This window comes from Candidatus Rhabdochlamydia sp. W815 (assembly GCF_018642185.1).
GTDB lineage: Bacteria > Chlamydiota > Chlamydiia > Chlamydiales > Rhabdochlamydiaceae > Rhabdochlamydia > Rhabdochlamydia oedothoracis.
The window spans coordinates 1-20,359 of the sequence record NZ_JAAVTY010000004.1 but is presented as its reverse complement, the minus strand read 5'-3'; the positions used below and the strand labels follow the sequence as shown (position 1 = coordinate 20,359).

The window sequence follows — 20,359 nt, the reverse complement described above, 5'->3', positions numbered from 1 at the left end:
AGTAAAGAGAGAGAAGATAAGCGTGGAGCATGACATATAAGATGAATCCATTTGAAACATTACTTGAGAAAATATCGGAAATTGAAGAACGCTTAAGCTATCAATTTAAAAACAAAAAAATTCTTATTTTAGCTTTTGTGCATCGATCGTTTTTTAATGAATATCGAGCGGTTGTAGATCAACATAATGAACGTTTAGAATTTTTAGGAGACTCGGTTCTAGAATTAATTATTTCTGATTATGTATATGAACATTTACCAACAGAACCTGAGGGTCATCTTTCTAATTTACGCTCTTCTATTGTAGAGGCAAGCAATTGTGCTCAGCTTCTAATTAAGCTAAATGTTGCAGAATTTATTTTATTAGGTAAAGGTGAAAGGATGAACGATGGACGCGGTCGGGAAAAAATTGTAGCGGATTTATTTGAAGCGCTCATTGGAGCCATTTACAAAGATGGGGGGCTAGAAGCCACTCGTCGGTTTTTTTTACATCATTTTGAAGAAAATATTAAAGAGATTATTTATAAGCCCTTGAGAAATTGGAAAGCAGAACTACAAGATTATGCACAAAAAAAACACCAAAAACCGCCTACTTATAAAGTACTAAAAGAATCAGGGCCCGATCACAGCAAAATATTTCAAGTAATTGCTTATATTGAAGATCAAGAAATAGGAGAGGGGACAGGCCCTTCTAAAAAGCAAGCAGAACAAGCGGCCGCTGAAAATGCGCTGAATAAATTGGAAAACAAGTATGACGATTAAACAACGTTCAATTTGGTGCTGCAGAGAATGCGGGCTTACCCAAGCTAAATGGACGGGGAGTTGTCCCGCTTGTCAAAAGTGGAACACTTTTGAAAAAGAGGTTCAAGCAGTTGATAAATCAGAGCGGTTTGCACATAGCAAATCACAACCTTTACGAATTAAAGAGATCAAATTCGAAGAATCCATGCGTATCTCAACCAAGCTGATAGAGCTGGATCGTTTACTAGGAGGAGGCATTGTCCCTGGCTCTTTAACACTCATTGGAGGCGATCCTGGAATTGGTAAATCCACTCTCATGTTGCAACTGGCTCAAAAACTAGCTGAACAAGGATTAACCGTTCTTTATATTTGTGGAGAAGAGTCCGTTGAACAAACCTCCTTAAGAGCTTTAAGACTCAAAGTGCAAGATGAACATCTATTTCTATTAAGTGAAACTCTTTTTTCTCATATTAAACTGCAGATCGAGCGTTTAAAACCTGATATAATGATTGTTGATTCGATACAGATTGTATATAAAAGTGAAATTCCTTCTGCCCCGGGCTCTGTTAGCCAAGTGCGAGAATTAGCTATGGAATTTATGCATCTAGCAAAAGGGTTAAAAATTGCAACTTTTCTTATAGGTCACGTGACAAAATCAGGAGAAATTGCAGGACCTAAAGTGCTAGAGCATATTGTGGACACCGTATTGGATTTTGAAGGAGAAAAACAACAGGGATATCGGATGCTTCGCTCTGTGAAAAATCGTTTTGGTCCTACAGATGAGATTGCCTTATTTCAAATGAACACAACAGGACTTACCGAAGTGCATAATCCTTCTTTATTATTTATGGAAGAGAGAACAAAAGAGTTGCCAGGCTCTGTAATTATTCCTGCATTAGAAGGGAGTCGCTCACTACTAGTGGAAGCACAAGCTTTGGTTGCCCCTTCTTCTTTTTCTACCTCAACGCGCAAATCAACAGGATTAGATCCTAATCGATTAAGCCTGCTACTCGCAGTATTAGAGAAGAAAATGGATTACCGACTCTATAATTGTGATATATTTGTATGTATTGCAGGAGGGTTGAAGATTTTTGAGCCAGCTATTGATTTAGGGGTTATTCTAGCTATTGCCTCTTCTTTTTGTAATAGTTGTATAGATCCTTCCACAGCCATTGTTGGTGAAGTGGGACTAGGAGGTGAAGTTCGTAGTGTTTCTCGGATTGAAAATAGAATTCGAGAGGTCATTCATATGGGATTTAAGCAATGTATTATTCCTAAACGCAATGTAAAAGGTATTTCTTCTGATCTGTTACATAAAATTCGTCTCATTGAAGTAGAAGTGGTGGAGGATGCTATTCATGCACTTATGTAATCAAATCTTTGTAGCAGCGCGAAACTCTCGTCTATCGCGCGCCCAAGTAAAAGAAGTGCGCCAAGAGCTGCAAATGATTCATCCAAATCGTGTTTTTGTGCCTACTTGGATTCGGACAACAGGAGATGACAGATTAGATCTTTCTTTGAGATTTTTAAGTAAAATCGATTTTTTTACTAAAGAAGTAGATCAGTTAGTGTTATCCGGGATTTGTAGAGTAGGAATTCACTCAGCTAAAGATTTACCAGACCCTTTAGAACAAGGATTAAAAATAGTTGCTATCACGAAAGGAGTAGATGCAAGAGATGTTTTGGTTTTACCTCCCCACCAAACCATAGATACCCTGCCAAAAAAAGCGCGTATTGCTACCTCTACTCTGCGTCGTGAAAAAGCTATTAAAAATTTAAGAGATGATTTGATTTGTGTAGATATTCGCGGAGTCATTGAAGCTCGTTTGGCTTATCTTTACCGAGGAGAAATTGAGGGGCTGGTTATGGCTGAAGCTGCATTGATTCGCTTACATTTAACACATTTAAATCGGTTTTTTTTATCAACAGAAGTAGCTGCGTTGCAAGGTAAATTAGCCGTTGTTGCTAGACAAGACGATCAAGAGATGTTGCAGGTTTTTTCTGCAATAAATACTTTCCAAGAACTAGATCTCATCAATAGTTATTTGTGAAGAAAGTTCTCTATCTGGGAACAGATCCTTCGTATTATAAAGCAAAGGGGGCCCAAATCATTCACTACCCCGTGATTCAAATTGTGCCCAGAATGGACTCCTATGTTAAGGCAGCTTATAGCAAGTTATCAAACTATACACATCTTCTATTTACTAGTAAAAATACGGTTCAGGTTTTTTTTCAGCAGTTAAACGACCTTGGCATATCTAAAAATCTTTTAGAGCCGATTACCATCATTGCCATTGGCCAAGTTACTGCTAGTTATGTAAAAAAATATGCCCATTGCTCTTTTGTTGCAGAAAAAGAGACGCAAGAGGGAATAGTTGCTTTTTTGCGTACACAGTCTTTAGAAAAAACCCATTTTTTTTTCCCTCGTTCCAGTCTTTCTAGAAATGTAATCATGGATTTTTTTCAAAAATCAAATATCTCATTTCAAGATTGTTTTATTTACGATACAGTTGTTCAAAAAAATCAGCCTATTCCTGATCTAGAAGATATAGATGAAATTATTTTTACAAGCCCTTCGACTATCAAAGCTTTTTTAGAGATTTTTTCTGCTATTCCCTTAGATAAAAAGCTTATAACCATGGGACCTATTACGCAAAAGGCATTATCTGAGATAATTTAAGGCGTTGCTATTTCCAAAGGTTTAGGTTTAAAGCTAGCTAGTAACTCCTCTGTTTTATCGGTATTTTCCCAGGGGAAAATGATATCATCTCTTCCAAAATGTCCATATGCTGCGGTTTTTGCATAGATTGGCTGCAATAAATTAAGCTGTTGGATAATAGCATGGGGCCTTAAATCAAAATGTTGTAGAATAAGTTGCATAATTCTTTTCTCATCGATGTGATTAGTGCCAAATGTCTCTACAAAAACAGAAGTTGGTTTCGCTACGCCAATAGCGTAAGAGATTTGAATTTCACAACGGTCGGCAAATCCCGCAGCTACAATATTTTTAGCTACATATCTTCCCATATAAGCAGCGCAGCGATCTACCTTGGAAGGATCTTTACCAGAAAAAGCTCCTCCTCCATGACGCGCTGCACCACCGTAGGAATCTACAATAATTTTACGACCTGTTAAACCGCAGTCGGCTTGAGGACCACCGATTACAAAACGGCCTGTAGGATTAATGAGATAACGTGTATCTTTTGTAATCCATTTAGCTGGGATTACTGGCTTAATCATCTCTTCGATGACAGCTTCTTTTAAATCGGAATAACTAATTTCTTCTTTGTGTTGTGTAGATAAAACAATGGTATCTACATAAGCTGGTTTTTTATCGATATAACAAAAAGTGACCTGACTTTTTGCATCTGGTTGTAGCCAAGATAATTTACCCGATTTACGCAAAAAGGCTTGACGCTGCATTAAGCGGTGAGCATAGGTAATCGGTGCTGGCATCAGCACATCTGTTTCATTAGTAGCATAACCAAACATCAGACCTTGATCTCCAGCGCCCTGATCATCTTCTATTCGATCTATGCCGATAGCAATATCACTAGACTGTTGGCTAATAGCATTGATAATAGAGCAAGAATTTGCATCAAGACCTGAGCTTATGTTGTCATAGCCTATGTTTAGGAGTAAATCTCGAATAGCTCTTTCCCAATTTATTTGCGCCTGCGCGCTGATTTCTCCTGCAACAACAACCATAGATGTTTTCACTAAAGTTTCACAAGCCACCCTTGCTTTAGGATCTTGAGCCAAACCAATATCTAAGATCGTATCGGAAATCTGATCTGCTACTTTGTCAGGATGTCCTTCAGAAACAGATTCCGAAGTGAATAAATAGGATTTTAGCATAAGAAATCTCTTGGGTTGTATGTAGATTTTAGAAAGTTTTTAATTTTTTTTGAGAAAATTTGTCAATCTAAAGAAAGAATATTTCTAGATAAAAAATAAGAGATTAAGGTGAATGTAATTGGTTTTTACTAAAAAAATGCCCTGTTTTATCCGTAGACTTTTGCAAAATATTAGTAAGCGGTTTATATTTAGAATCACATCATTTATCTTAAAAATAGCGGAGTTTATTTTCATGTCTGCCCCTTACACATTACCCGATCTCTCTTATGATTTTTCTGCTTTAGAACCGGTCATCTCTGCAGAGATTATGAAATTGCATTATTCTAAGCACCACGCTGGATATGTAGCCAATTTAAATGCTGCTTTAGAAAAATATGCGGAAGCGGAAAAAAAGAGGGATTTATCTACAACGATTGAATTGCAGCAGGCTATTAAATTTAATGGCGGCGGTCATCTCAACCATAGTATTTTTTGGACCAACTTAGCTCCTATAGATAAAGGAGGAGGGGAAAAACCCAAGGGGGATTTTTTAAAGGCTATTATAGAGCAATTTGGTTCGTTAGAGCATCTAATAGAGCAACTTAGCTCTATAACGATTGCTATTCAGGGTTCTGGTTGGGGTTGGTTGGGCTATAATCGGGTAGAAAAAAAAATCGTAATGACTACATGCGCTAATCAAGATCCTCTTTGTATAAAAAAGTATGTACCATTGCTAGGGATTGATGTTTGGGAGCATGCCTACTACCTAGACTATAAGAATGTTAGAGCTGATTATATAAAAAATATTTTTAAAGTGGTCAATTGGAAAAATGTGGAAGAACGCTTTCTCTCTGCAAAAAAATAAATTTAAATAGAGATTTTTTCATTTTAGTTGTTGCTTAAAGAATAGCTTTAAATATATAATTACTTTTTACTTACAAATTAACTGGTTTTATTTATGGGTCTTTTTTCAAAGAATAAGCCAAAGATTAAAGTTCAAACAATTAAAAAAGATGGTTATAGTGGATGGATTAAATGCACGCACTGTCATGAGATCATCCATGCAAATGAATTACAAGAAAATCTCTCTTGTTGTCCGAAATGCAATTACCATTATCGTTTGTCAGGTTCTCAAAGGGTTAAACTTTTATCGGATCAGGATAGTTTTGAAGAGCTTTTTACAGATCTAAAGCCAATGGATCCTTTGGATTTTACAGATGCAGAGTCTTATGTAAATAGAATCTTGAAAGCGACCAAAACCTCTTGTCGTGATGAGGCGGTGATTGTAGGGAAAGCTACGATATGCGAAACACAGATTGCTTTAGGAGTGCTTGATTTTACGTTTATGGTGGGGTCTATGGGATCGGTAGTGGGGGAGAGACTTGCCCTACTGATTGAATATGCCTTAAATCACGAACTGCCGATAGTTATTGTCTCTGCTTCTGGAGGAGCCAGAATGCAAGAATCGGCGCTCTCTTTGATGCAAATGGCAAAAACATCTGCTGCTTTAGCAAAACTGCACGAAGAAGGACTGCCTTTTATTTCTGTAATGACAAACCCTACATTAGGCGGCGTTACAGCTTCCTTTGCTTCTTTGGGAGATATTATTATTGCAGAACCAGATGCTTTAATCGGTTTTGCAGGCCCTCGAGTAGTAGAACAAACCATGAGAAAAAAGCTTCCTTCAAACGCACAATGCTCAGAGTTTCTTTTGGAAAGAGGAATGATTGACTGTATTGTGTCCCGTCATCGGTTAAAACAAACTTTAAGCGACCTCTTAATGTTTTTAACACATCAAAAAAAAACAAAAACCTCTTTATTAGAAAAACCTTTGAAAAAAATCCCTCAAAAACTACAAGATCTGTTAGAACTAAGTACTATTGCAGGACAAGGACTAAAACGTTAAATTTAAAGGAAAATAGATGTCTGAGAGATTGGAAGTAGGAATTGATTTAGAAAAAGAAGAGTGTATTCCAGAGTATGCTTCTCAGCAAGCAGCAGGAGCAGATGTAAAAGCGCATATAACGGAAGAAAAGGTATTGAAGCCCGGAGCTTCTCTTCTTATTCCCACAGGGATCTATTTGGAAATTCCAAATGGTTATGAAGCGCAAGTTCGCCCTCGAAGCGGACTTGCGTTAAAACAACAAATTACAGTACTAAATTCTCCTGGTACCATCGACTCTGATTATCGAGGAGAAATTAAGATTATTTTAATAAATCATGGCAAGTCAGATTTTATAATTACTCCTGGTATGCGTATTGCGCAAATGGTTTTTGCACCTGTTATACAATCTGTATTTACCAGGAAAAATGATTTAGCCATAACTAAAAGAGGAGAGGGTGGGTTTGGCCATACTGGCACGCATTAATCATCAAATCTCATTAGGTTTTAGTGATTTAAGGAATTTTTTTAAACGGGATAGTACGTTGGCAATTTCTGATTATTTAAATGAAGATCTCGTTTTATTTATGCAAGCTAACAATCGTGATGATGCTTTAAATCGCTTAGTGAGTCTACTAGAAGAGAAAAAAAAGCTTCAAGATTCTAAACGATTTTATCAGGCAATTTTAGAAAGAGAAAAGATTGTTCCTACTGCAATTGGGCTTGGGGTTGCAGTTCCTCATGCGAAGCTACATAGCTATAAGGATTTCTTTATCGCAGTAGGAATTCAGGTACAGCACGGCTTAGAATGGGACGCTCTTGATGGTATAGCAGTCCAACTCATTTTTATGATTGGAGGTCCCGATAATCGACAAACAGAATACTTGCGCATTTTGTCTCATTTGACAATGGCGGTTAAAAATAAAGAAAGGCGCAAAAAACTGCTTAAATGCCATTGTGCTAAAGAAGTAATCGAAATGTTTAACGGATGTTAAACTAAGAGGAAAAACCATGGATCTTACAATTAAAGACGTTGCTAAGTTGTTCAATATTTCAGAAGCCGCGATTCATAGATTATTGCTTCATAATAAAATTCCTTCTTATTGTATTAATGGAGAGCACCGGTTTGGCTTAATCGAAATAGAAAACTGGATGCTAAAATTTGATTTGAAAAAGCTTCAAGAAACAGCTTCTTGCGATCAACAAATCTACCCTCTAACCGACCAAAAGCAGCAAGCGCAAATAGAGAATCCAGTGAGTGGTGGAATGGTGCAGTTTTGTCTATATCGCGCTCTTCACCAAGGAGACGTCTTAACTAATATCAAAGGAAATAAGAAAGAAGAGATCATTTCTGCTGTAACTAAAATTGTAGCTCCTAAACTCAATGTGGATGCAGATATATTAACAGAGCTTTTAATCGATCGTGAAGACTTAAGCCCAACAGCTTTAGGAAATGGTCTTGCGGTTCCCCATACAAGAGAAGCAATGGCGAAAGGATCATTTGACATGGTGTTTATTGTGTATCCTGAATCACCTCTGGAATATGGAGCTTTAGATTCTAAGCCAGTACACACGCTATTTTTCTTATTTGCTGGGAGTGATAAAGCGCATCTTCAACTTCTGGCAAAATTAGCACATTTAAGTAGTTATAAAGAGGCATTTCAATTGTTACTAGACCGTTCTGATAAAGCTACTCTATTAGATTTTGTTCGAAATTGGGAAGGACAGATCCGTTCTATTGGATAGATTAGACCTCTTGCATAACCTGAATTTTAAAGCTCCCAATTATAGATTCCTGCTATAAGATTAAATCTTAGGCAAAAGCGTTTCCGTCGATTTCTATTTCGTTTTCTTATCTACGACTATTTGACTTTTGATCGTATGCTTTTTCTTTTTTCCGGAGTAAAAATGCTTCTGTCTATTATTGCGATTTTTTATCTTTGACTTTTTTTGGGGACGCTCTATAGGTGTTTCTGATGCATCTATAAGAATTACTTCGTATTCCATGTCACTCTTAAGAAGAGCTTTTTTCCCAGGCAGTGAAAACTTCCTGCTTTTAATCCATGTGTCTTCTACCCATCTGCAGGCTCAATAACATGCACTTTCACTCAGATCGTAACTACAACCTGTGTGAAAATACGTTCGATATTAGAGCTCTTTCAAAACTAGGAAATAAAAAAGCCCTTGTATAAAATAATGCCCTTAAAAATACGTAAGGGCATGATGAAATTTGAAAAAGCAAAAAGTTTAGACAACGAGAAATTCCGAAGATTAACCGGAGTAAAACGTAGGACATTTGATCAAATGAGCTTGATTTTGGAGATAAGTCACAAAGAGAAAAAAGCCCGAGGAGGCCGCGTCAATAAATTAAAAATAGAAGACATGTTACTGATGACCTTAGAGTATCTAAGAGAGTATAGAACCTATTTTCACATAAGCCAGAGCTATAATATCAGTGAAAGTACAGCTTATAAAACAATAAAATGGGTAGAATACACCCTGATAAAACATCCCCTATTTGCACTGCTTGGACGTAAAGAGCTATTAAAAAGCGATATGGAATATGATGTTATTTTAATAGATGCCACAGAAACACCCATAGAGCGCCCTAAAAAAACAAAAACATTTTTACTCAGGGAAGAAGAAAAGGCACACCTTAAAGACGCAGCTTGTAATGAGCAAGGACACAAAAAAGATTATTTGTACCTTTTTTTCCAAAGGTAGAAGACATGATTTTAGGATATTTAAGGATTCTAAAATCAAGTTTCATTCCGAAATAAACCTTCTAACAGATGGAGGGTATCTAGGACTTAAAAAGCTTCATGCTAAAACCCAAATGCCTAAGAGCCTGTTTAAAATCTTTTCAAAAGTGAGGATATTCTGGAGAAAGATTTGCAAAGAATGTACAGGAAATATTAGAATATATAGTAGAAATAGCAAAAAGAAATGCACTTCATACTTTTACAGTCATTTCTAGAAGATGGATTGTAAAGCGTTCTTTTNNNNGACAAAAAAATAATCAATTCCTTTCCAAAGAACGTGTAATTAATGAAAATGCTATTGGTCTGCTTAAGCGATTCAAAATTTTAGCTGATCGTTATAGAAATAGACGAAAAAGGTTTGGTCTTCGGTTCAATCTAATTGCGGGCATTTATAATCTGGAGCTATGTTAATGGGTTTTGAAAGAGGTCTATTATTATTTAATAAAAATCATACATTATGTTTTACAATAAATACATGTTAGTAATAATGTTATTATTATAAAGCACATTTATTATATAAACATAAAAATACTAATTAAAAAAGAGTTTTAATATTAAACGCATTTTTTTCTTGTTTAGCTTAAAATAATAAAGCTCTGGCATTGAATCTTATATCTTGTACAGGCAAAAGACTATTTAAACAGAGGGGAATTTTTATGAGCGTATCTAATCCTGTTGACTCTAATCGAAACCTGGGAAATCATTTTCAAAACTTTTGCTCAAAGAGCTCTTCTCCTAATATATTATCTCGTCTTGTCGTGGGTATTGTTATAAAAGATATTGCTCGTATTTATGATATTGCTATTCATATAATTATAGGGTTAGGAAAATTAGCCCTCTGCGCCACAAAGATCCCTTATTCTATTCCAGCAAGATGGTTTGGATCTACTCCAAACTATGACATAGGCAAAGAAGGCTTTGTTCATTTAGTCTTTGCTGGGCACTACTTTGCAGATATGTTTATTTCTCTTACAAACATTATAAATAGATATCCTAAAGATAAAATGGAAAAGATAGAAAACCTTCTCTCTAAGCGTCTACTTACACTCAAAAAAGAGGTTGTTAACAAAGAAGAATTTCAAGATATCCTCTCTACAGAAAAAGCAAAATACTCCGTTAAACACCCTCCAAAAGTCGCTGAAGAAATGGCAAAAATCTCTTCCGAAAACCATCCTAAGTTATTCGGTATGTTATATGCAGAATACGTAAAAAACAATGAAAGCCAAAAAAAAATACAGCAAAAGGCAATAGCATATGCTAAAGGCTGTATTAGAATATATTCTATCATGTATCCAATTTTTTCAAAAGACCGTTCAGAAAAAGAAGCTAAAGAACAAGCATTGCTTTATGCTAAAACTTATGTTAATGCCTACTCCAAAAAATTCGCAAGACAGTCAAAAATACAATCAAAGAAAAAAGCTGAAGAACAAGCAGATCTACATGCTAAATATTTTACTAAGCTTTTTTTTTCAGAATATCAACGCTGCTTAGAAAATACACCTGAAACTGCTGAAGAACAAGCACTAGTCTTTGCCGAAAAAAACATCGAAATATTTTATAAAGTTTGTACTTTTTCGCCTGAATTCTCAGAAGAAGAAACTAAAGAAATAAAAGATATTCTTTTTAATGATTACCTTCATAAGATTTCTCAAGTAATAAAAAAAGGAATAAACCCAGAATTTTATTTTATACCATATGTTCGGAAATATGTAGAGTGCCTAAAAAATGGTAAGAAAAAAAAGGCTAAAAACATAGCGACTCGTCATGCCGAGCGACTTACTCAAGAAATAACACCTGAAATAGTAACCAAATTCAATAAAGCTAAGATGAACTCTGTCTTGCATAAGAAAAAAGATAAGGACAGCTTAAAATGAACCCTCCTACATTCCTACCCCCTAGGGCACTTTTTTGGAATTAGCTAAGCTTTTTTGTGCTATTATGTCTTTTTTGAACAAAGAGGTGCGGTATGGTAGAGGTTTCAGAAGGAGAAATTCAAACGACAGTAATGGATCATCATGGCTTAGTGGCTGCCATTTGTCAGGACTTAAAAATTGCTGAAAGGATTGACAATCGTCTGCCATCAGGTGCTTGTTTGGAGAAACGGCAATTCAAATCTATGGGCTAATTCCAAAAAAGTGCTCTAGGGCGGTGGGAATGTAGGAACCCTCATCTACAGCAAAAAGTTAAAGATTTCGAGAAAACGTCAATACGTCTAATAAGATAATCATACTTTTAATTAATAAGATACTACGAGGTCATTAATGAAATTTATAGGTGGCTACAATCCCTTATCTTGTGATAACTACATTAATGCTGGGAACTATTTCCAAAAACAGCTCTCAAACCATTCAAATCTGGTTGTACGTACAGCTTTTGTGTTTGCAAAAATTGTGGGAAGAGGGCGGGACGTGCTTATACATGCAGGTTTGGGATCTATTAAATTAATCGCTAGTACTGCAATGGCTATTTATTCCATTCCAGCTGCTGCATTTGATTCAATCCCAATACACCACAAAATTGCTAGACAAGCATGGCGACATTTTGGTTTTGTTTTGTTTTTTGTGGCAGATATTCCCCTCTCTTTGGCCAATATTTTGAAGATATATCCTAAACTTTTTTGTGAGAGAATCCAAGAAAAACTTAAAGTATCTCCTAGTATACTTACGTACGATCAAATTATAGATGATAAAAATACAGATGTCGGGATCTTAAATGAACGACAAAATATACAATTAAAACAAGAAAACAAGCAATTAAAAAATAAGAATAAGAAACTCTCTCAAGAGTATATAAATCTTCTTGAGACCAAACTACCACATGAAAACCATTTATTTGATAGTTTTCAATAGAAAAAGAAGAAGCTTTTGTAGTTAAAGCTAGGGCTTTTTAATGAAAAAGATTTAATAATTTTTTTAGTTTTTCTTTACTATAAATTGAATTTATTTTTCTGTCATAAACAGAACTTGATCTATCTAGGACAATCTGCGAGGTTAGTATGAGCTTTATAAATAAATGCAAGCCCTTATCTTGTGATAACTATATTAATGCTGGAAACTATTTCCAACAACAACTCTCAAACCATTCAAATCTGGTTGTACGCACAGCTTTTGTGTTTGCAAAAATTGTGGGAAGAGTGCAGGACTTGCTTATACATGCAGGTTTGGGATCTATTAAATTAATCTTTAGTACTGCAATGGCTATTTATTCCATTCCATCTGCTGCATTTGATATAATCCCAATACACCACAAAGTTGCTAAACAAGCATCAAGACATTTTGGTCTTGCCTTGTTTTTTATAGCAGATATTCCTCTTTCTTTAGCTAATATCTTGAAGAAATATCCTCAACATTTAGCTGATAAAATTCAAAAAAATCTTATAATAGAGAATATAATGGAAGAAATGGATATTGAATTTGATAAGACATACCCAACTGAAAAACAAATGATTATAAACAGTAAGTCTGAGAAAATACAACAATTACAAGAGGAATTGAGCCAAACAAGAGAAAACTATGACAATCTTTTACAGTCTTGTAAAGAACAGGTCCTTGAGCAAATAAAAAAAGAAGGACTCCAAGAATCTAAAGCCTCTTAATAATGACTATAACAAGAGCCTTATCCCCTTTATAATATTTGCAGTTATCAGGCACTTTGATCGATATCTGTTTTTCTTGGTAATCAAGATAGGGATGAGCAATGATTTCAGAAAAGCGAGGATCTATCAGCTTTGAATTAGGATCGCTTAAAAAACAGGAGAACCGGGACCCATTGCGCATATGAGAAGACAAACAGGGCTGAAGAAAAGAAAATAAACGATCGGAGGGCCCTTGAAAGCTAAAGGGTTGTTTTTCAGAAGGCTCGTTCAAATGTATGTTGTGGTTTTTTGTGAGTCTCTCAAATTGTTGCTTAGTGATTTGTTTATTGTTATAGAGTTGTTGTAGAAAAATAACCAGTTGATCTTCTGGCTCTGATGCAACTGTTTTTACAAAATCATCTAAATCTTGGTCGGAGTACTTTTGTGTAGATAAATTGGGGAATTGCTGATTAATTTCTTTAATGAGCAATTCTGCTTGTTTTACAATGTGGGAGGACTCTTGACTTTCTTTTTCTATGTTTTCTAAATACTGCTGGCTCTCTAAAGGGTAATCGTCAAAAAAAATACAATCGAATACCCCTAAATCTTTAAGAGCATTTTGCCAAGTATCTTCGATAATTGTGACATGGGGGTATTTTTTTGCGAAATCGCGCGCTTTTTGCGCGATTAAGGGATGATATTCAATGATCGTATGAGATTTAGGTTTATAGGATTGAATGTGAGTAGCGGAGTATCCCAGTCCAAAACCTATTTCTAAGACATCACCAAAAGGTTGTAATTCATCGATGCAGGTTTGCATATAAGGTTTTTCCCATTCCATCATTACCTGAAATGTATCTTCTTTTAATAAAATTTCTTTGCCGTTTTCATCGTGATCATAGCGCATTTTGCAAAAAATCATAAGTAATTCCTAGTTTATTAAGGCTTATTGCTTAAACAGCCGTTTACAATAAACCAAACAGTATTTTAGGATTCGTTACAAGCTATTTTATCTTTTGTATAGCTCCTTGTAAAAGGGTCATAACCGGAGTCTCCTTAATCTATGAAAGAATTTCGATCTCACTGTTTTTACAAAATCACTTTGTGTGCACTAGCATTTTCTACTATTGCCTATACTTTAGATACTGCTACCGCAGATCCTATTGCGTACAAATTAGAAAATTCTAAGGCGCTTATCTACTCAGATAAGGATACATATACTATTAATTTTAATAACGTGTCTATTATCGAGTTAATTCGCTTTGCAAGTAAAATTACAAATTTAAATTTTGTTTTTGAAGAATCAGAATTGCAATTTACTGTTACTGTTGTTTCTGAAGAGCCTGTATCTGCTAAAAATGTGATGACTGTTTTAATACAGGTGCTACGCGTGCATGACTTAAATTTAGTGGAACAGGATAAAAATATCCTGATTACTTCTAGTAAAAGAGTCCATCAAATCCCACCGATCATTTCCCAAGATCAACCTGCCGCTAAAATAGAACCTGCGGCTTTAGTAACACGTGTATTTCGGATTAAAAATGCAAATATCAATACGGTTGCAAGTATTCTTAGACCAATGGTATCCGATGCAGCTTTAATTGAAATGTCTTTAGAGACAAAGCAGTTAATCGTAACCGACATTGCTGCAAACATAGAGCAAATCAGTACCCTTTTAAGCAGTTTAGATGCGCCGCATAGTCCTTTAGAAATTGATTCCTACAATGCAAGAAAATTGTCTTTGGATCAGTTAATTCTTTTAACTCAACAAATTATCGCTCCTTTTGTTGAATCAAACCCGATCGTTTTCGTTCCTCAATTAGAATCACATATGATTTATATCGTTTCAACTCCCTATTTAATTGAAAAAGCCATGGAGATCATGGAGGATTTAGATGTCACTTCAGAAGCAGGTCTTTTTGCCAAACCTGGTTTAAGAAAAGTATTTCTCTATAAAGTCAAAAATCGCACGATTAGTGAACTAAAAAAAGAATTAGAGCAAGTAAGTTCTGAGCTTAAACAAACAGGAAACTCTGCATTAGCTTCTGCTATTTTTGGTGTTCAGGTTTTGCGTGATTCTAATTCTTTATTATTTGTGATTGATGATCAAAGCATCGCTAAACTACAAGATATTTTGTCAAAATTAGATACCCCTGTTCTTTCAAAAACGGGAAATAGCTCTTTTTTCATCTATAAAATTGAACATGCTGAAGAGTCTCAAATAGCAAATTCTCTGCACCAAATGCTAGAACACCTCCAAGCTTCTCCTCATCCCGATTCAGATCTTGTTGATGTGATTAAAAGCATGAAGTGGATCAAGGAAACCAATTCTTTAGTATTTACAGGAACAAGGCCTGCTTTGAGACAGATAGAAACCATTTTACCCACTTTTGATATTGCACCTCATGAAGCTCATCCTAATAAAAAAACACCTCCTAAGTCCAATTATTTTGTATACAAACCGGTATATCGCCAATCCGAAGATTTAGAAAAAGCGTTAAAAGACATGAGTCATGCTCTGAAAACAGGCGGCTTAATCGATAAATCCTTCTTAGCTGCTGTAGCAACTATGCAATGGGTTGAGAGCACAAAGTCTTTAGTATTCACGGGAGACCCTGACTCTTTAGAAAAAATTCAAACACTTTTAGTCTCTTTGGATAACAACGAAGGATACCCCGCAGGGGCTTCCTCTTTTTCTATTTACAAACCCAAATACGTCCCTGCAGAAGAGATCCAAGCTGCACTTGTCGATCTGGCTTTCGATCTAAAAGAATCAGGATTAAACGATCCTAAATTACTAAACACCCTATCCTCTGTGCGTTATGTTGCAGCTACTAAATCTTTTGTATTTGCAGCAGACCAAGAAACCCTTGTTAAAGTACAATCTCTACTCGATAGCATAGATGTTGCCAATGCTTCTGGGTCAATCCAACACGTAGGCAGTATTACCTTTTTTGTCTATAATATTCAAAACACCACTGCTACGCAGTTAATTGCTTCCCTTAAAAATTTTGCAGCCCAATTGGAAAAATCCACACTGCCCGATAAAAGTCTTGCAGAGACCTTAGAAAAAGTGCGCTGGATTAAAGAGACCAACTCTCTCTTATTTACGGGAACAGAGCAAACTCTTGAGCGTGTACAACAATTAGCGCAAAATTTTGATTTATCTAAAGGGGGCAAACCTCCAAAAATCCCCAACGAGCGTAAAGCAAGTACGTTCACTACTTATACCCCCAAATTTGTGAATGGCGATGATCTGATTGAAATTCTGCAAGAATTTATGAATAATTTAATCAGCGCAGGCGTTTCAGATACCTCTTTATTCGATGCTATTAACAATTTAAAATGGATCCCTAAAACCTCTATTCTCTTGATTTCCGGAGAACCTGTAGCTATTCAAAGAATAGAAGGATTGCTCCAAAAATTTGATATCCCCGGCCAATCTACTGCAAATCCAGCGATTGAATCGATTGATAATACAAGCTTTTTGGTCTACAAATTACAGTTTCATGGTGGAGATGATATTCAAATTGCCTTAAAGCAAGTAGTGGCTAGTTTAGCTAAATCTTCTGGAGAATCTTCCGCACTAGCTGATGCTGTGAGCTCTTTGCAATGGATTAAAGTGACCAATTCCCTTCTTAGCACAGGACAAGAGGGTATTTTGATTAAGCTCAAAGAACTCATCCAAAATTTAGATACTCCTCTTAAACAAGTTTTCATCGAAGTGCTCGTCATTGAAACACGTTTAAACAATGCCCAAAACTTTGGTTTGCAATGGGGCAGCCAAATGCAGTATTTAAATAAAGCAACAGTTGGTTTTGGAAACTTCCCTGGAGGAGCACCTTTAGTACAAAGTCAAGCTCCACAGGATTTTTCTCCAACTCTTAAATCAATCAATGCGAAGACTACCCCAAAAGGAGGAATGGTACCTTTTACTAATGGCTTTGATTTAGGAGTCATTGGCGATATTATTATGCATAAGGGGAAATCCTTTATTTCTTTGGGTAGTTTGGTTAATGCACTACAAACAGATGTGGATACGACAATCGTGATGAATCCTAAGATTATTACCCAAGACAATCGCCAATCCAATATCTTTGTCGGACAAAATATCCCTTTTACCGGAGCCATTGTAACAAATAACTCCACTAACACAGTTACCACTTCAAATGTGGAATATCGAGATATAGGAGTCAATCTAACGATTACCCCTATACTAGGCGATAACGATATGGTTACCTTAGATATCGTGCATGACATTACAGAATTAGTAAATACTGTTGGTAGTGTAAGCAATGCACAATTAACAGGCATTCAAACCTCGCATACACATATGGATACTAGGGTGCACGTTCCTAATAATCACTTTGTGATTTTAAGCGGAATGATTCAGAATGCTAAGACTCGCCTCAAAACAGGTCTTCCCTGTTTAGGAGGTTTACCTGTAATTGGTGTTTTATTTAGCGAAAATGACCGTAATCTGGCAAAATCTAATGTAATTATTTTTGTTAGACCTCAAATTATTAACTCCTATGATGAATATAAAAAAGTTACCGAACATCAAGAATGGCTCTACAAAGATGATGCTTCTTTACCGGTCCTCAAAGAAGAATTTGATCAAGGGCTCGATTTGGTTAAACTTCCTGAGAATGAATAAACTTTGTTTATACATTCTCTTTTTATCCAGCTTATGTAGTTGTTATAAAAGAGTCTCTGATGAGATAGAACCTGTACTGCAATATTTTGTGCATGATCGCTATATAAGAGCACTGCCTTCTGCATTTGAAGCTCTATCTCACGATGAAGAGTCAGCCGACTGGGGCAAAGAGATGCGGATTGCTTTAGGTTTTGCTAAAGAATGCGATCTCTATCAAGCTATCACGGCTTTTAAAAGAGCGGAGATCTTACTTTCTTGTTCTGACAGTCCTCGTCTTTTGCAAATACAATACGGGATCCTTATTTGCTACTATATGGGTCAGAAATACGATCAAGCCCTTGCTGTTTTTCAAAACAGCGCTCTTAGACTTGTCTCTACAGAATTTGCACCTTTACAAGATCTCTTAGTGGTTCTCTATGATTGCTATATCCAAACCAATCAATTAACCCAAGCTAATCATATTCTGCAGTTATTTAATCAGTACTTCCCTGATCAATCAATAGATCTATATTTATCTAAATCTTTCCTGACTGCTGACTTTCCCGCCTTAAGTCTTATTGAAGAGAGTCTCCCTCCAAGACCTTATTTAAGCGATTTTTTGCAAGAGTATCAAATGCATAAAAAGTCTGTTGGTAAAGCACAATTGCTAAATGCCCTACTACCAGGTTCTGGTTATTTGTATTTAGGACAAAAACAATCCGCTTTAACCGCTTTTTTACTAAATGGGTTATTTGTCGCTGCATCTGTCTATTGTTTTGACCATGGCAACGTTGCAGCTGGAGTAATCTTTACAAGTTTTGAAGCCGGATGGTATTTTGGAGGGGTGTATGGCGCAGGTTTAGAAGCTAAATGCTATAACGAAAGACTCTATGAAACCCTGGGTTGCCATTTGATGAGAGAACAACGTTTATTTCCTATATTGATGCTTAAATATGCTTTTTAGATTACTGCTTCTTTTATTCCCTTTTTATTTGTATGCACTGCCAGGTTACTTTGAGCCATGGGGCAAAGATGCAGATCTCATTTTCCTACAACAAAAAAAAACAGAACCGACTTCTTGCTCTTTACCTATATATCTTGCAGAAAAGATCATTTGGTTCCATCAGCATATTCTATCGCCAGTAGACGGACCAAGAAGCCACTTTTATCCTTCTTCTTCTAGCTATATGAAACAGGCCATGCAAAAACATGGCTTTGTACTTGGCTTCCTTTTAGGCTGCGATCGTTTACAACGAGAAAATAGCGATCCTTGGGTCTACCGCTGTATCGAGATAGATCAAAAGCTCATTAAATATAACCCTGTACCTCATTCAAAATAAGAAGGATCTATGTCTTCTTCTAAATCAATGGTTTGTTTTTCTAATTGAGGATTTGATGAAACTAATTTTCTTTCTTTGCGCCCTCTTAGAATAAATTCAATAGGAGAGCCTAAAAACCCATACTGTAAACGAAACTGATTGATTAAATATTTTTTATAAGAATCAAGCATCAACTCGGGTTTATTGACAAATAGAACAAAACGAGGGGGCTGCACGCCAATTTGTGCCATATAATAAATACGCAAGCGCTTTCCATCAATCATGGGGGGATGATATTTTTGCACAACTTGTTCAACAAACTTATTTAACTGTCCTGTTGTAATACGACGCAATTGTTGCTCGTGCACTTTAGCAACTGTATCGAAAATCTTTTCAATGTTTCTTCCGGTTTCTGCAGAGGTAAATAATAAAGGACAGTGGGTTAAAAAAGGTACATCGAGCGCAAAACTTTTCTGACAATGTTCCATTCGGAACCCTTTGACAAGGTCCCATTTATTAAACACTAAAATACAACCTTTACCTAAAGCAGCGATTTCATTAGCAATCCGTTTTTCTTGCGTGCTAATCCCCTTTTCTGCATCGATTACAAGTACGCACACATCTGCTCGATCCATTGCTCTTTCTGTACGCAAAGCTGCAAACTTATCTACGACTTCTTTCTCTGATTTTTTTTTGCGAATACCTGCTGTATCGATTAAAGTAAACAGCTGATCTTCTAATTGAATCTCCACATCGATAGAATCACGAGTGGTGCCTGCAATAGGACTAACCACACACCTTGCTTCTTTTAACAAGTAATTTACAATGGTAGATTTGCCTACATTCGGGCGGCCAATAATTGCAGTACCGATTCCCTTTGTCTCTTTAATCACCTCATCAGGGAAACTTACCCCAAGAAATGCAACCTCTAATAATTCTGCAATCTGAAACTTTTGCATAGCAGAAACCGCAACAATGTCTTTAATTCCTAGAGAATGAAACTCATAGATTGCTTGCGCTTTAGAAAAGTCATCTACTTTATTAACAGCTAAAACAACCTTTTTTTTAGTGCGCAATAAAATTTTTGCTACATATTCATCTAAAAGCGTAATTCCTACAGTGAAATCCACCACCATGATCAATACATCAGCCTCTTCAATAGCAATCTCCGCTTGACGGCGGATTTCTTCCTGGAAAGAAATCCTCTGATCAGAATGAATTCCTCCTGTATCGATCACCTCAAAAGACTGGCCAAAAAAATCAGTTTCAGCATATAGACGATCACGCGTTATCCCTTCTGCTTCGTCTACAATAGCAATTCTTTTTTTGCAAATTGCATTAAATAAGGCAGATTTTCCGACATTTGGACGCCCTATCAGAGCTAGTTGTATTGTTTTCATAAGCCTCTTTAAGATTTAAGATAATCATAATAAAAAAAAGCCCATTAAAAAACCACAGATTGCGAAAGAACTAAAAAAATACTTTAGTTAAAACTTATTAAGTTTTAATCCGTATGAACCTATCTTGAATTAAATTTACTGTTTTAAAGATACTTGCCGACTTAAGAAATTCATCCAATATCCCAGTAGTCCAAACATTAATAGTCCGT

At 36.0% G+C, this 20,359-nt stretch carries 19 protein-coding genes and 2 pseudogenes; 17 read left to right on the top strand and 4 right to left on the bottom strand.

Annotated elements, in window-relative coordinates; translation table 11 throughout:
* Positions 1–29: 29 nt before the first annotated feature.
* The 4 genes from rnc to RHOW815_RS00875 are packed head-to-tail and all read left to right on the top strand — an operon-like array spanning position 30 to position 3,420.
* Positions 30–761: a ribonuclease III gene (gene rnc, locus RHOW815_RS00890; RefSeq protein ID WP_251368191.1), complete on the top strand. Its 732-nt coding sequence runs from the start codon at positions 30–32 to the stop codon at positions 759–761.
* The gene (gene radA / locus RHOW815_RS00885; protein ID WP_215216494.1) at positions 751–2,112 is read left to right on the top strand and encodes a DNA repair protein RadA; all 1,362 of its coding nucleotides are present in this window, start codon (positions 751–753) and stop codon (positions 2,110–2,112) included. Before rnc ends, radA begins: the two co-directional genes overlap by 11 nt.
* Positions 2,099–2,791, top strand: coding sequence for a hydroxymethylbilane synthase (gene hemC / locus RHOW815_RS00880; protein WP_215216493.1), 693 nt, complete (start codon positions 2,099–2,101; stop codon positions 2,789–2,791). Before radA ends, hemC begins: the two co-directional genes overlap by 14 nt.
* Entirely contained in the window at positions 2,788–3,420 is a 633-nt protein-coding gene (locus RHOW815_RS00875; RefSeq protein ID WP_256439891.1) for a uroporphyrinogen-III synthase, read from the top strand. The genes hemC and RHOW815_RS00875 overlap by 4 nt, the downstream gene beginning before the upstream one ends.
* On the opposite strand, the gene metK is transcribed toward RHOW815_RS00875, so the two are convergent.
* A complete protein-coding gene (gene metK / locus RHOW815_RS00870) occupies positions 3,417–4,598 on the bottom strand; it encodes a methionine adenosyltransferase (RefSeq protein ID WP_215216491.1) in 1,182 nt (393 codons plus the stop codon). The two genes, RHOW815_RS00875 and metK, sit on opposite strands and share 4 nt — an antisense overlap.
* Before the next feature lie 232 nt (positions 4,599–4,830).
* On the opposite strand from metK, the gene RHOW815_RS00865 reads away from it, so the two are divergent.
* The 5 genes from RHOW815_RS00865 (at position 4,831) to RHOW815_RS00845 (ending at position 8,205) form a co-directional block, all read left to right on the top strand.
* On the top strand, positions 4,831–5,442 hold the full coding sequence (locus tag RHOW815_RS00865; protein WP_215216490.1) for a superoxide dismutase: 612 nt from the start codon (positions 4,831–4,833) through the stop codon (positions 5,440–5,442).
* A 93-nt stretch (positions 5,443–5,535) separates the two neighbouring features.
* Positions 5,536–6,483 carry an acetyl-CoA carboxylase, carboxyltransferase subunit beta gene (gene accD / locus RHOW815_RS00860; protein WP_215216489.1) on the top strand — a complete coding sequence of 316 codons (948 nt, stop codon included), beginning with the start codon at positions 5,536–5,538 and terminating at the stop codon, positions 6,481–6,483.
* Between the two features lie 28 nt (positions 6,484–6,511).
* Positions 6,512–6,946 (top strand): dUTP diphosphatase, encoded by a 435-nt coding sequence (gene dut / locus RHOW815_RS00855; protein ID WP_434062188.1) that lies wholly within the window; start codon positions 6,512–6,514, stop codon positions 6,944–6,946.
* A complete protein-coding gene (locus tag RHOW815_RS00850; RefSeq protein ID WP_245397512.1) occupies positions 6,924–7,454 on the top strand; it encodes a PTS sugar transporter subunit IIA in 531 nt (176 codons plus the stop codon). The genes dut and RHOW815_RS00850 overlap by 23 nt, the downstream gene beginning before the upstream one ends.
* Before the next feature lie 16 nt (positions 7,455–7,470).
* On the top strand, positions 7,471–8,205 hold the full coding sequence (locus RHOW815_RS00845) for a PTS sugar transporter subunit IIA (RefSeq protein ID WP_215216487.1): 735 nt from the start codon (positions 7,471–7,473) through the stop codon (positions 8,203–8,205).
* Positions 8,206–8,301: 96 nt separating this feature from the next.
* Here RHOW815_RS00845 and RHOW815_RS08420 read toward each other — a convergent pair.
* Positions 8,302–8,607, bottom strand: a pseudogene (locus RHOW815_RS08420) (transposase family protein); the annotation flags it as partial.
* A gap of 75 nt (positions 8,608–8,682) precedes the next feature.
* Here RHOW815_RS08420 and RHOW815_RS00835 point away from each other — a divergent pair.
* From RHOW815_RS00835 to RHOW815_RS00805, 5 genes and pseudogenes are all read left to right on the top strand, one after another.
* A pseudogene (locus RHOW815_RS00835) lies at positions 8,683–9,632 on the top strand (transposase family protein).
* Positions 9,633–9,979: 347 nt separating this feature from the next.
* On the top strand, positions 9,980–11,095 hold the full coding sequence (locus RHOW815_RS00820) for a hypothetical protein (RefSeq protein ID WP_215216484.1): 1,116 nt from the start codon (positions 9,980–9,982) through the stop codon (positions 11,093–11,095).
* Between the two features lie 92 nt (positions 11,096–11,187).
* Positions 11,188–11,346: a DUF4277 domain-containing protein gene (locus tag RHOW815_RS00815; protein WP_215216483.1), complete on the top strand. Its 159-nt coding sequence runs from the start codon at positions 11,188–11,190 to the stop codon at positions 11,344–11,346.
* A 136-nt stretch (positions 11,347–11,482) separates the two neighbouring features.
* Positions 11,483–12,070: a hypothetical protein gene (locus RHOW815_RS00810; protein WP_215216482.1), complete on the top strand. Its 588-nt coding sequence runs from the start codon at positions 11,483–11,485 to the stop codon at positions 12,068–12,070.
* Positions 12,071–12,216: 146 nt separating this feature from the next.
* Positions 12,217–12,816 carry a hypothetical protein gene (locus tag RHOW815_RS00805; protein ID WP_215216481.1) on the top strand — a complete coding sequence of 200 codons (600 nt, stop codon included), beginning with the start codon at positions 12,217–12,219 and terminating at the stop codon, positions 12,814–12,816.
* Here the strand turns inward: RHOW815_RS00805 and RHOW815_RS00800 are convergent.
* A complete protein-coding gene (locus tag RHOW815_RS00800; RefSeq protein WP_215216480.1) occupies positions 12,803–13,717 on the bottom strand; it encodes an O-methyltransferase in 915 nt (304 codons plus the stop codon). The genes RHOW815_RS00805 and RHOW815_RS00800 overlap by 14 nt on opposite strands.
* Positions 13,718–13,858: 141 nt before the next feature.
* Between RHOW815_RS00800 and RHOW815_RS00795 the strand changes: the two genes are divergently transcribed.
* From RHOW815_RS00795 to yidD, 3 genes are read left to right on the top strand one after another with little or no spacing between them, the layout of a single operon-like run.
* The gene (locus RHOW815_RS00795) at positions 13,859–17,452 is read left to right on the top strand and encodes a secretin N-terminal domain-containing protein (RefSeq protein ID WP_215216479.1); all 3,594 of its coding nucleotides are present in this window, start codon (positions 13,859–13,861) and stop codon (positions 17,450–17,452) included.
* Complete coding sequence (locus RHOW815_RS00790; protein WP_215216478.1) at positions 17,445–18,395, top strand: tetratricopeptide repeat protein; 951 nt, start codon at positions 17,445–17,447, stop codon at positions 18,393–18,395. The genes RHOW815_RS00795 and RHOW815_RS00790 overlap by 8 nt, the downstream gene beginning before the upstream one ends.
* Entirely contained in the window at positions 18,385–18,771 is a 387-nt protein-coding gene (yidD, locus tag RHOW815_RS00785) for a membrane protein insertion efficiency factor YidD (RefSeq protein WP_215216477.1), read from the top strand. Before RHOW815_RS00790 ends, yidD begins: the two co-directional genes overlap by 11 nt.
* Here the strand turns inward: yidD and der are convergent.
* Positions 18,759–20,150, bottom strand: a complete 1,392-nt coding sequence (gene der, locus RHOW815_RS00780; RefSeq protein WP_215216476.1) for a ribosome biogenesis GTPase Der — start codon at positions 20,148–20,150, stop codon at positions 18,759–18,761. The genes yidD and der overlap by 13 nt on opposite strands.
* Between the last annotated feature and the right edge of the window lie 209 nt (positions 20,151–20,359).

What these genes read in the sequence shown, in the direction of transcription:
- rnc (WP_251368191.1), top strand. Translation starts at nt 30, where the DNA reads ATGACATATAAGATGAATCCATTTGAAACATTACTTGAGAAAATATCG.
- radA (WP_215216494.1), top strand. Translation starts at nt 751, where the DNA reads ATGACGATTAAACAACGTTCAATTTGGTGCTGCAGAGAATGCGGGCTT.
- hemC (WP_215216493.1), top strand. Translation starts at nt 2,099, where the DNA reads ATGCACTTATGTAATCAAATCTTTGTAGCAGCGCGAAACTCTCGTCTA.
- metK (WP_215216491.1), bottom strand. Translation starts at nt 4,598, where the DNA reads ATGCTAAAATCCTATTTATTCACTTCGGAATCTGTTTCTGAAGGACAT.
- RHOW815_RS00865 (WP_215216490.1), top strand. Translation starts at nt 4,831, where the DNA reads ATGTCTGCCCCTTACACATTACCCGATCTCTCTTATGATTTTTCTGCT.
- accD (WP_215216489.1), top strand. Translation starts at nt 5,536, where the DNA reads ATGGGTCTTTTTTCAAAGAATAAGCCAAAGATTAAAGTTCAAACAATT.
- RHOW815_RS00845 (WP_215216487.1), top strand. Translation starts at nt 7,471, where the DNA reads ATGGATCTTACAATTAAAGACGTTGCTAAGTTGTTCAATATTTCAGAA.
- RHOW815_RS00815 (WP_215216483.1), top strand. Translation starts at nt 11,188, where the DNA reads ATGGTAGAGGTTTCAGAAGGAGAAATTCAAACGACAGTAATGGATCAT.
- RHOW815_RS00810 (WP_215216482.1), top strand. Translation starts at nt 11,483, where the DNA reads ATGAAATTTATAGGTGGCTACAATCCCTTATCTTGTGATAACTACATT.
- RHOW815_RS00805 (WP_215216481.1), top strand. Translation starts at nt 12,217, where the DNA reads ATGAGCTTTATAAATAAATGCAAGCCCTTATCTTGTGATAACTATATT.
- RHOW815_RS00800 (WP_215216480.1), bottom strand. Translation starts at nt 13,717, where the DNA reads ATGATTTTTTGCAAAATGCGCTATGATCACGATGAAAACGGCAAAGAA.
- RHOW815_RS00795 (WP_215216479.1), top strand. Translation starts at nt 13,859, where the DNA reads ATGAAAGAATTTCGATCTCACTGTTTTTACAAAATCACTTTGTGTGCA.
- RHOW815_RS00790 (WP_215216478.1), top strand. Translation starts at nt 17,445, where the DNA reads ATGAATAAACTTTGTTTATACATTCTCTTTTTATCCAGCTTATGTAGT.
- yidD (WP_215216477.1), top strand. Translation starts at nt 18,385, where the DNA reads ATGCTTTTTAGATTACTGCTTCTTTTATTCCCTTTTTATTTGTATGCA.
- der (WP_215216476.1), bottom strand. Translation starts at nt 20,150, where the DNA reads ATGAAAACAATACAACTAGCTCTGATAGGGCGTCCAAATGTCGGAAAA.